The sequence below is a fragment of the Pseudomonas sp. genome, assembly GCF_028293835.1.
Taxonomy (GTDB): Bacteria; Pseudomonadota; Gammaproteobacteria; order Pseudomonadales; family Pseudomonadaceae; genus Aquipseudomonas.
The window spans coordinates 65,107-76,025 of record NZ_JAQGNX010000106.1 but is presented as its reverse complement, the minus strand read 5'-3'; the positions used below and the strand labels follow the sequence as shown (position 1 = coordinate 76,025).

Annotated in this window: 10 protein-coding genes; 6 read left to right on the top strand and 4 right to left on the bottom strand. The window is 56.0% G+C overall.

Going from position 1 to position 10,919, the window contains the following annotated elements; all coding sequences use genetic code 11:
• Nucleotides 1-39: 39 nt before the first annotated feature.
• The 6 genes from JWR17_RS15300 to ssuE all read left to right on the top strand — a co-directional run bounded on the left by JWR17_RS15300 (nt 40) and on the right by ssuE (nt 7,507).
• Complete coding sequence (locus tag JWR17_RS15300) at nt 40-1,353, top strand: cellulase family glycosylhydrolase (RefSeq protein WP_299832765.1); 1,314 nt, start codon at nt 40-42, stop codon at nt 1,351-1,353.
• 73 nt (nt 1,354-1,426) lie between these two features.
• Nucleotides 1,427-2,554: a glycosyltransferase family 1 protein gene (locus JWR17_RS15295; RefSeq protein ID WP_299832764.1), complete on the top strand. Its 1,128-nt coding sequence runs from the start codon at nt 1,427-1,429 to the stop codon at nt 2,552-2,554.
• A gap of 104 nt (nt 2,555-2,658) precedes the next feature.
• Nucleotides 2,659-3,891, top strand: a complete 1,233-nt coding sequence (locus JWR17_RS15290) for a glycosyltransferase family 4 protein (RefSeq protein WP_299832763.1) — start codon at nt 2,659-2,661, stop codon at nt 3,889-3,891.
• A 13-nt stretch (nt 3,892-3,904) separates the two neighbouring features.
• A complete protein-coding gene (locus JWR17_RS15285; protein WP_299832762.1) occupies nt 3,905-5,314 on the top strand; it encodes an undecaprenyl-phosphate glucose phosphotransferase in 1,410 nt (469 codons plus the stop codon).
• Nucleotides 5,315-5,451: 137 nt separating this feature from the next.
• Nucleotides 5,452-6,531: a polysaccharide biosynthesis/export family protein gene (locus JWR17_RS15280; RefSeq protein ID WP_299832761.1), complete on the top strand. Its 1,080-nt coding sequence runs from the start codon at nt 5,452-5,454 to the stop codon at nt 6,529-6,531.
• 391 nt (nt 6,532-6,922) lie between these two features.
• Entirely contained in the window at nt 6,923-7,507 is a 585-nt protein-coding gene (ssuE, locus tag JWR17_RS15275) for an NADPH-dependent FMN reductase (RefSeq protein WP_299832760.1), read from the top strand.
• Between the two features lie 32 nt (nt 7,508-7,539).
• Here the strand turns inward: ssuE and JWR17_RS15270 are convergent, their stop codons facing one another.
• The 4 genes from JWR17_RS15270 to JWR17_RS15255 form a co-directional block, all read right to left on the bottom strand.
• On the bottom strand, nt 7,540-7,806 hold the full coding sequence (locus JWR17_RS15270) for a hypothetical protein (protein WP_299832759.1): 267 nt from the start codon (nt 7,804-7,806) through the stop codon (nt 7,540-7,542).
• A gap of 196 nt (nt 7,807-8,002) precedes the next feature.
• The gene (locus tag JWR17_RS15265; protein ID WP_299832758.1) at nt 8,003-8,776 is read right to left on the bottom strand and encodes an OmpA family protein; all 774 of its coding nucleotides are present in this window, start codon (nt 8,774-8,776) and stop codon (nt 8,003-8,005) included.
• A 10-nt stretch (nt 8,777-8,786) separates the two neighbouring features.
• Complete coding sequence (locus tag JWR17_RS15260) at nt 8,787-9,194, bottom strand: DUF4398 domain-containing protein (protein WP_299832757.1); 408 nt, start codon at nt 9,192-9,194, stop codon at nt 8,787-8,789.
• Nucleotides 9,195-9,452: 258 nt separating this feature from the next.
• Nucleotides 9,453-10,823 (bottom strand): gluconate:H+ symporter, encoded by a 1,371-nt coding sequence (locus tag JWR17_RS15255; protein ID WP_299832756.1) that lies wholly within the window; start codon nt 10,821-10,823, stop codon nt 9,453-9,455.
• Nucleotides 10,824-10,919: the final 96 nt, after the last annotated feature.

Here is a 10,919-nt window from a genome sequence, read left to right as displayed (position 1 = left end):
AGCAAACGCTCGGGCTGTGGCCCCCCTACGGAACGAGAGATGTTCAATTCGAACTGGACACCGTCACGCCAACCCATCCTGGTTTTGCTCATGGGCATGCTCTTCAGCTTCTCCGCCGCGGCCGACGAGCCGTTCATTATTGGGGTCGGGACGCATCTGTTAAACAAAAGCAGTTCCCTGACCAATTTGATGAAATTGGTCGCTGATGCGGGGATTACCTCGGTACGCGACGATGCGTATTGGTCGACCGCCGAGCCCCGACGAGGTCAGTTGCACATCGATTCGGCCTGGACCCGATATCTGAACGAGGCCACTGCGCACCGACTCAGTCCACTCATGATCCTGGGCTATGGCAACCCGTTTTACGATGACAATGCCAAACCGCGTACTGCGCAGATCAGATCCGCTTTCGCCAATTACACTAAATTTGTCAGCCACAGGCTGGGCGACAGCGTCGGTTTTTACGAAATCTGGAATGAGTGGGACGCGGAAAGCCCCGGCGACGCTGCGATGTCCAACGACTACAGCGCACTGGTGACAGAAACCGCACAGCAAATTCGCTCAGAAAATAAACACGTCAAGATACTCGTGGGCGCCATTACCAGCAAAGGCATCGACCTTGGATTCGCCAACCGCTTGATCGAAGCCGATGTGCTGTCAAAAGTTGACGGTTTATCGCTGCACCCCTCGGTGTATTGCCGAAACGTTGAACGTCATACCCCGGAACGCTGGATCGCCTGGCTGCGCGACGTCGATGCAAGCCTCAGGTCCATCGCCAACAAACCGGTGCCGTTGTACCTCACGGAGATGGGCTGGCCCAGCAATGCCGGTAACTGCGGCGTCGATGAAAAAACCCAGGCGGCTTATCTGGCACGCAGCTTTTTTCTGGGGCGCACGCTGCCAGACATAAAAGGCATGTGGTGGTACGACCTGGTCAACGAAGGCACAGACCAAAATGAAATAAAACAAAACTTTGGCCTGTTGCGACAAAACCTGGAGCCGAAGCCGGCATACCACACGTTAAAAGCCATTAGCCCTACGCTTCGCGACTTCCATTACGAAGCGGAGAAAAGCCGAGAAACCGACGACAATTACTTGCTGCGCTTTTCCAACGGGGCGGAGCAGATATTGGTTGCATGGAGTACGGCCGAAGACCAAACCACCCATGTCGAGGCGAGCAGTATCCAACAGGGCAACGTGCAGTTAATCGACACCGGCGAGCCGGAAAAAGGTCAATTCGACAGCGGTACTCCCTGGAAATGCAATGACAACCGCTGCTCGGCCGAGGTGGAAATCACTGAATTCCCGAAAATTATCAGCTTGGGCACTCGTCCTCCACTCTTTGCCCAATAGCCTCACGGCCCCTTGGAATCACATCCTGAGAAGTTCCCTATCTCCACGCCTTTACACTGTCAGGTCGCCTCCAATGATTGTGATTAATGCACGCTTCCTTACTCAAGAATTACGCGGGGTGCAGCGCTTCGCTGAGCAGACGTGTCTGGCGCTCAAGCACATTCGCAACGACATTATTTTCGTAGCACCACACGGCATCAAAATGCACGAAAGCGCCAAAGCGCTGAACGTACAGTGCATCGGGCGGCACAGCGGCCATGTGTGGGAACAACTGGATTTGCCGGCCTACCTGCGCAGCCAGGGAAACCCGTTGCTGGTTTCACTGTGCAGTACCGCACCGCTGATGGTGCGCAACCAGATCGCTACTCACCACGACATCACCTACGTGCGCCACCCGGAAAGTTATACCTGGGCGTTCCGCACGCTGTACCGGGTCATGACTCCCATCCTGCTGTCGCGGATCAAAGCATTGTTGACGGTCAGCAGTTTTTCCAAGGGTGAGATTTCGCAGTTTTACAATTTCCCGGAAAATAAGATTTTCGTGGTGCCAAACGCGGTCAGCGACGCGTTCCAACCCGGTCCGCCAGTGGGGGGTAAGCAGGAATATCTGCTGGCCGTGTCTTCACCCAGTGCACACAAGAATTTCAAGCGGATGATCGAAGCTTTTTTGACCCTGCGTGATCACGATGGATTGCAACTACACATTGTCGGCGCTGCCAGCGAAATCTTTTCCGACCCCAGCTTGCAGCGACTTGCAGGTAGCGATTCCCGGATTCGCTTTTTGGGTCGACTCAGCGACACCGAGTTGATCGCTCAGTACCAGGGTGCCACAGCGTTCGTCTTCCCCTCGTTGTACGAAGGGTTTGGTATCCCGCCGCTGGAAGCGCAAGCCTGTGGCTGTCCGGTACTTGCGGCCAACGCCGCGTCGATCCCGGAGGTGCTGCAAGCCAGCGCCCTGTACTTTGACCCAGTGGACGTCGAGCATATGGCCGCCGCCATGCAACGGATATTGACCGACATGCCTTTGCGTCAATCCCTACGCAGGCGCGGCCTGAACAACGTGGGCCGGTTTTCCTGGGAGGCCTCTGCGCAGCGTGTCTCGCAGCGCATCGACGCCCTGATCGGCAAGACCACGCCACAGACCATGCAATCAATAGCAAAGAAAAATTTTTCTGCTGGATCGCCTTCCAGCAAATCCTGAACCGCGGCGACCGCCCCCCTGCTTGCTAAATAATCGCCATGCCACGCCATGACTCGTGTCACCAGAGCCCTGCGCTGCGCGTGCGCCTTAAAAAAGGGAATTCCATGAAAATCGCTATCGTCCATGACTGGCTAGTGACTTACGCTGGCGCCGAACGCGTGTTGTCGGCACTCATAAACGTGTGGCCTGAGGCCGACTTATTCTCGGTCATCGATTTTTTCAGCGACCAGGACCGTGCTCATCTGGCGGGTAAAAAAGCCAAGACTACGTTTATCCAGAACCTGCCTAAAGCCAAAACCCGTTATCAGAAATACTTGCCGTTAATGCCTCTGGCCATCGAGCAACTGGACCTGTCGGGCTACGATCTGATTATTTCCAGCAGCCATGCCGTGGCCAAAGGCGTTCTCAGTGGACCGGACCAATTGCACATCAGCTATGTGCATTCGCCGATTCGCTACGCCTGGGACCTGCAGCACCAGTACCTGCAAGAAGCCGGGCTAAGCACGGGCTTCAAAAGCAAAGTCGCACGCATGATCCTGCATTACATCCGCATGTGGGATCAGCGTACCTCTTCCGGCGTCGACGACTTTATTGCCAACTCATACTTCATCAGCGGGCGGATCTCCAAAGCCTATCGTCGTGAGTCAACGGTCATTTATCCGCCGGTAGATACCGAAGGTTTCACCCTGCAAGAAACCAAGCAGGACTACTACCTGACGGCTTCGCGCATGGTTCCGTACAAGCGCATGCCCATGATCATTGAAGCCTTCGCCAACATGCCGAACAAACGCTTGATCGTTATTGGCGAAGGTCCCGAAATGGACAAATGCCGCGCTATCGAGGCGCCGAACGTGACGCTGCTGGGTTACCAATCCTTCGCCACGCTGCTCGAACACATGCGCAATGCCAAGGCCTTCGTGTTCGCCGCTGAAGAAGATTTCGGCATCAGCCCAGTGGAAGCCCAAGCCTGCGGTACGCCAGTGATCGCCTTTGGCAAAGGTGGCGTATTAGAAACCATCAAAGGCCTGGATCAGGCCGTGCCAACCGGGGTTTTTTACTACGAACAAACCGCAGCAGCGTTGATGGCAGCGGTTGACGAATTTGAAGACGCCACGCCACGGATCAGCGCCCTTGCCTGCCGTGCCAACGCTGAAAGGTTCTCCGCCAAACGGTTTGCTACGGAAATCAAAACGTTCGTCGACACGCGATTGGCGACTGTTCGGACAGCACACCGGCGCCCACTGCCCGCCCCCATGTCCGTACCCACGCTGGTCCCCGTCAAGTCGGCCACCGTTTCCGATATCAGCGCGCGAGCCGTCCCACTAAAATCCGTTTAAAGAGTAACGCCCCATGAGCGCTCCTTTTCGCGGCATCTTGCATGCCAACCACTCGTTATTATCGGTCGCTCATCGCCTGCTTGATCTAACCGTCATCGTCCTGTGCGGTTATTGGATCAACCGCCTGGAAGGCAAGCCCACTGGCGCAGAGTTATGGCTACTGATCATGCTCTCCGTGCTGGTCTTCCACTGGCTGAGCGAGTACCACCAACTGTACGGATCCTGGCGTGGTGAGCGCATCCTCCGCGAGCTGGGCAAAGTCTTCACTTACTGGGCGCTGACGTTTGTCATCTTGTTGTCGGTGGACTATCTGTTGTTGCACGACGCCCGCTTGCCGGACAACGGCCAAATGGCCTGGTATGCCTTGGTGTTGGTGGGGTTGTGTGGTTATCGCTTACTGATCCGCAGCGTGCTGCAAGGCTTGCGCCGACGTGGTTTCAACACACGCCGCGTGGCCATTGTCGGCACCGGACAATGCGGCGAGCGCTTGGCCATGTCGATTAGCAGCGCGCCCTGGATGGGCTTGAACCTGGTGGGTTTTTATGATGAAAGCCCGCAACAACTGGACATCTCGCAACCGGGTCATCCCGTAGCGGTACGCGGCGATCTCAAGCAGTTGGTGGATGACGCCCGGTCCGGGCAAATCGACAAGATTTACGTCACCTCATCACTCGAGGGCGAGCGCCTGCGCACGCTGGTAAAAAGCCTGAGCGACACCACCGCATCGGTCTACTTGATTCCCGACATGTTCATGTTCGAACTGCTGCATGCCCGCAGTGAAAGCATCAACGGTTTGACCAGCATCAGCATCTTCGACTCACCCATGGACGGCGCCTGGAGCGTGGTCAAACGCCTGGAGGATGTCCTGTTGTCCGCCATTATTTTGCTGATGATCGCCCTGCCGTTGATGCTGATTGCGATTGCCATCAAATGCACCTCGCCCGGCCCGGTACTGTTTCGACAACGGCGTTATGGGTTGGATGGGCGACCGATCATGGTCTACAAATTTCGCAGCATGAGTGTGCAAGAGAATGGCGATGTCGTTCGCCAAGCCACTCGCAACGACTCACGAATAACGCCGTTGGGAGCATTTTTGCGACGCACTTCGCTGGATGAACTACCGCAGTTTTTCAATGTGCTGCGCGGCGATATGTCCATTGTCGGTCCGCGCCCCCACGCGGTCGCACACAACGAGCAATACCGCACGCAAGTCTCCTGTTACATGTTGCGACACAAGGTTAAACCCGGCATCACTGGCTGGGCCCAAATCAATGGCTGGCGTGGCGAAACCGACACGCTGGACAAGATGCAAAAGCGCGTCGAATTCGACCTGGAATACATCGAGCATTGGTCAGTCTGGCTGGACATGAAAATCATCCTGCTGACGTTGTTTAAAGGCTTTCTGAACAAGAACGCTTTTTAACCATTCAAAAAATTCTTCGCACGGCTCGGCGCAATTAGAAGTGCGCCATGGCGTGGGCGTTGATGCTGTACCGGTGTTGGAAAGGGAAGCAATGAAATCACTGTGGTGCGTCATGCACTTTTGAAAGGAAGAACTCTATGAAGCGAACTCTAGCTGTTGTGCTGCTTTCCAGCCTTGTTTTACAAGGCTGCGCTTTTGCTCCCGGGCAGCACATGACTCCAGATGAAGTAGAAGAAAGTGGGCCGGGCGCTCCGAAGGTGACACTGGTTGCCATCACGACCGCCACCGTTCTGCAAAACAACAACTGGCGCAAACCCAAGCCATTGCCGCCGGAACTGCTGACCTACAAGACCCCCGAGTATTTGATCGGCCCGGGCGACACGCTATTGGTAACAGTGTTCGAACACCCTGAGTTAACGGCCCCCGGCTCCCAGGATCAACTGGATGCCAACAGCCGGGAAGTGCTGAGCGACGGGACTGTATTCTTCCCCTATGTAGGAAAAATCCAGGCCGCCCACAAAACCGTGGCCCAGGTTCGCGAACAACTGCGAATGGGCCTGGCGCCGCAATACACTGAGGTCAAAGTAGACGTCAAAGTATTGCGTTACAACAGCCAACGCATCCTGCTTTCGGGTGCGTTCAAAACCCCCGGTTCGCAACCGATCACCAACATTCCGTTGAGCCTGGTGCAAGCTATCAGTACCGCCGGACTGGACCTGACCGACGCCAACCTGGCGGGTTTGACCCTCAAGCGTGACGGCAAGGAATACGTACTTGACGTCGATGCGCTTAACCGTAAAGACTCACAGCTCAGCCAGATATACCTCAAAGACGGCGACTACTTGCACTTGAACAGCAATTCACCGAACAAGGTGTACGTGCTGGGTGAAGTGGTACGTCCACAAGTGATGTCATTCGGCACCACGTCATTGACCCTGATGGAAGCGCTGGGTAACTCCGGCGGCCTCGCCCCGGATTCGGCCGATGGTAATGCGGTGTATGTGATTCGCTCAGGTGACGCCAACGGCCAGACGGCTACGGTTTACCACCTGAACGCTGAAAAGCCGACCGCCTTCGTTCTGGCGCGCCAGTTCACGCTTGAGGCCCAAGACGTGGTGTTTGTCGGCCCAGCTAACATCACCCGTTGGAACCGCTACATCAGCAACCTGCTGCCATCGGCCAGCGTTGTTGCAACCGGTGCCGCGTTCAGGAACTGAACCTCATCGCTTAACAAAATCCCCGCCTTGCAAAACGCGGGGATTTTTTTTGGTCTGGATTCAAGCGGGTCAGCGGTTGATGTAGCTGCAGGAGCCAACGTGTTGGCGAGGCGGCGTGGCTAATGCTCCGGTCGCTACCTTCCCGAATAAGTTCGGTGCCACACGGCCTGCACGACAGATTCCGGCCCCAAGTGTTGCCCCAGAAACAGCACATCAACACTTACAACAAAAATCCACAGCCAAGAAACCAATTATTTCTAGAAAATTCGTTCGAATTCAGTGACTTAACTACTAATCCAACACTGGCACACATGCTGCTTTAATCAAATTCACTTAAAGACCAGGCCGAGCCATCTGCATGGCGGGTGACATTGACCTAAGGACATACAGCATGTTGGTAGTTTCACTTTCAGGCAGCCCTACTCTGAAGTCCCGCTCCGGCGTTGTACTCGAACATGCGCGCAACTGGTTACAGGCCCACGGCGTCAACGTCAAAGCGTTGAAGATCCGTGATTTCAACGCCGAAGATTTGCTCTACGCCCGCTTCGACAGCCCTCAGGTCATCGACTACATCGAAGCCGTCAGACAGGCTGACGGGTTACTGATCGGCACGCCTGTGTATAAAGCGTCGTTCTCCGGCGCAATAAAAACCCTGCTGGATCTTCTGCCAGAACGCTCTTTACACGGCAAAGTGGTACTGCCCTTGGCAACCGGCGGCAGCATCGCCCACATGTTGGCGGTGGACTACGCGCTAAAACCGGTACTCTCCGCACTTAAGTGCCAAGAAGTCCTGCACGGCCTCTTCGCCATCGATACCCAAATCAGCTACAGCGACAACGAATGGGGCGGCGACCTCGACGAGATCCTTACCGAACGCCTGCACGAGGGACTTGAGCACTTCTACCACGGCTTACAACGTAGGGTTCATGCCCGGCAACCAACGGCTCCCGATCATTATTTGAAATTGGCGTTATAACGTGTCAACGCCACGGGCAGGTGACTTAGCTATCAACCTTGACGATCCATACGAACAACCTGGCGCTCGACGTTCATGTCACCGCGATTATCGAACTCATGGGCGACCTGAGGGCTTTTGATCAGTTGAGCTTTTTTGATTTGGTATTCATCGAATGACAAACCACGGCGGTTCAGATCTTCCATGGCCAACTCGTGGGATTCTTCGGCTGTGTAAGGTCGCAACTCCGGGGTGCGGTCCGCACATCCCGAAAGAACAGCAGCGGTCAGCAACAGGGCAAGGATAGTCAGATGTTTCATAAGTGCGTCCGCAGGTTCGTTTCGGGAGTGTGCCAAGGCTACCCCTCGTCTTCACGCTGCAGAAATCACCGTTCTTGATAGTCGCTATCGCCTGATTCACTTGTGGGTTTAAACCACTTAGATGCAAAAAATCCCGCTCACGCAACCGGTTGCGTGAAGCGGGCAAGCCAGCGTCCTGGCGGTCAGCTTAGGGAAATCAGATACGTGTTTTAACCATCTCCGAGCCGTTGGATACGATAACTTCGACCCGACGGTTAAGCTGGCGGGAATGCGCCGTGGCGTTGTCGGTGACTGGGAAGTTCGCGCCATAACCCATGCTGGTCATCCGGTCGGCGGTGATACCCAGCCGCTCCAGGGTTAGCACCACTGCCGCGGCCCGATGTTCGGAGAGGGTTTGGTTGAAGGCGGAGGAGCCCGTGCTGTCGGTGAACCCTTCGATGCGCACTTTGCGCTCCGGGTTGGCCAGTAGAAATTCGGCCAGTTGCTGAAAGTTACGCTGGCTGCCGTACTTGAGTTCAGCTTTACCGCTGTCGAACAGCACGTCACCAAAAGTGATGACTTGGCCACGTTCGGTGGTCTTGGCTTTCATCGCCTGCAACGCTCGCAGTTGTGCGGTGCGTACGTCCAGACGAACCTGGGTGCGCTCGGCGTCAATGGCTTTCAGACCGGCTTGGGCTTTACGGCCCACAATCGTTTGTTCGGCGAGAGCGATTTTTTGGCTGGCAATATAAGCCAGTTGCTCGATTCCGGGGTCTTTGCGATTTTGGCTAGACAGCTGATCAGCCTTGCCCAGCGCTACGGAGGCGTCCTTGGTTTCAAGGGCTGCCAGGGTGTTGGATTGCGGCTTGCTTTGCAGCGTGGAAAACTGACTGCGAGCTTGCAGCAGTTCGGCGTTTTCCGGGGTAGCGGCGCAGCCTGCCAGCACCAGGCTGACCACCGCAGTAACGGGCAGCAATAATGAAATACGCATGGGTTAATCCTTACAGAGAGTCGTCGGGGAACACATCGAACGTGGCGTCCGGTGCGTTAAGCATTTCCTGCTTCAGCACTTGAATACCCTTGCGAGAGGCTTCCAGTTGCTGCTGCCACTTGACGGCATTCGCTTTACCCTCGGCCAGGTTGGCATCGACTTCTACCTGTTCAGCCAACCGCCGAGACTGAACGGCATCGCCTTCGCCGACGGCACGTTCCAGCAGCAATAGTTTGTCTTGTGCCGACTTCATTTCCAGCGGCGCGTATTGGGTGGCGTCGGCTGAAACGGCACGGTTTACCGAACTTTTGGACAGCGCGATCTGCTCTTCTGGCAATGGCGCACTGGCGCAGGCTGCCAATGTCGCGACGCCTAATAACAGAGCAGCCACACGGGCACGGTTACGTTGAGGAATCATCAATCGCTCCAGATAATTTGGAATTAGTGGCCCGTAACCAGGTGCTATCGGGACGGACGCAGACTATCCGAAGCGGAAAAAGCGATATGTAGGACGTTTCCGCATTAACGAAGGGAAAAGGCGACGTGTTACAACCGCGGGGTGTCAGGGGAGTGAGATTGTTGGTAGGAGCAACATGTAGGCGAAAGGCCTGACGCGGGGTGTCAGGTTTAACGCCTCGCCAACAAGTTGGCTCCTACAGACTGTTGGGGTGGAGTTCTACACGAACCATTCCCACAGCAGGAACGTGCCGATCAGCCCGACCACCGAGACGATGGTTTGCAGCACTGACCAGACCCAAATCGTCTGTTTCAGCTCCAGGCCGAAGTACTCACGAACCATCCAGAAGCCAGCATCGTTGACGTGGCAGAAGAACACCGAACCCGCACCAATCGCCAGGGCAACCAGCGAACTTTGGGTGGCCGCCAGGCCCGCCATCAACGGCGCCAGAATGCCCGCCGTGGTGGTAGTTGCCACCGTTGCCGAACCGGTAGCCTGACGCAGCAATACTGCAATCACCCACGCCAGCAACAGGTAGGGCATGTGCGCACCTTCAGCAAATTTGCTAATGGTGTGACTGACGCCTGCATCCAGCAATGTCTGCTTCAAACCGCCACCGGCACCGATGGTCAGCAACAGCACCGCAATTGGCGCCAGTGCTTTGCGCAAGGTGGTACCGACGTGCTCACGGGAAATACCGTTGGCCCAACCCAGGCAAATCACTGCGGCAACCACAGCCAGACCCAAGGCCACCAGCGGTTCGCCAAGAAACTTCAAGGTCAGCGCCAGGTTGCTTTCCGGCGCCATCGCGACTTTGGCTAAGGTACTGCCGAGCATCAAAATAACCGGTAATAGAATAATCAACAGCGAGATACCAAAGCCTGGCTGACGCGTTGCCCTGGGCGTGGCGGTGAACAGCGCGCCGATGTCGGCCGGCTCGCCAACGTGCATGCGCCTGGACAGCCAGTTGCCGTAGAGCGGGCCCGCGAGGATCACGGCCGGGATGGCGATCATGAAACCCAACAGCATGGTCAGGCCCAGGTCGGCGTGCAAGGCGCTGACGGCGATCAATGGCCCTGGATGCGGCGGCATTAATGCGTGCAACGTGGTCATACCCGCCAGCGCCGGTATTGCGATCTTCAGCAGCGGTTGGCCGGAGCGACGCGCCATGACGAAAATGATCGGCACCATCATCACCAGGCCCACCTCAAAAAACAGCGGCAAACCGATGACCATTGCCACCAAAGCCATCACCCACGGCAGCGAGCGGCCTTTGCCCAGACCCAGCAGCGTCGTGGCGATACGGTCCGCCGCACCGGATTCAGCCATCAGTGCACCGAGCATAGAACCCAGCGCAATAATGATCCCGGCTTCACCCAGAATAGCCCCCGCGCCTTTGCTGAATGCTTTGGCGACGTCTTCTGGTGGCAAGCCGGCGCCTACACCAGCGATGAACGTACCAATCAGAATTGACAGAAACGGCGGTAATTTGGTGGCGCTGATCAACACAATGATGGTGGCAATCGCCACCAGGCAACAGACCATGAGACGCGTGTCATGGGCCATCCAGGCAACAGATGAGAAATCCAAAGCGGTGCTCCTTAAATGCAGGGCTATTGTCGGCAAGGCAGTGTTCGCAAGGCTGCACTGATCCAAACAAGTAACATCTGGTATCAATTGCGCGCA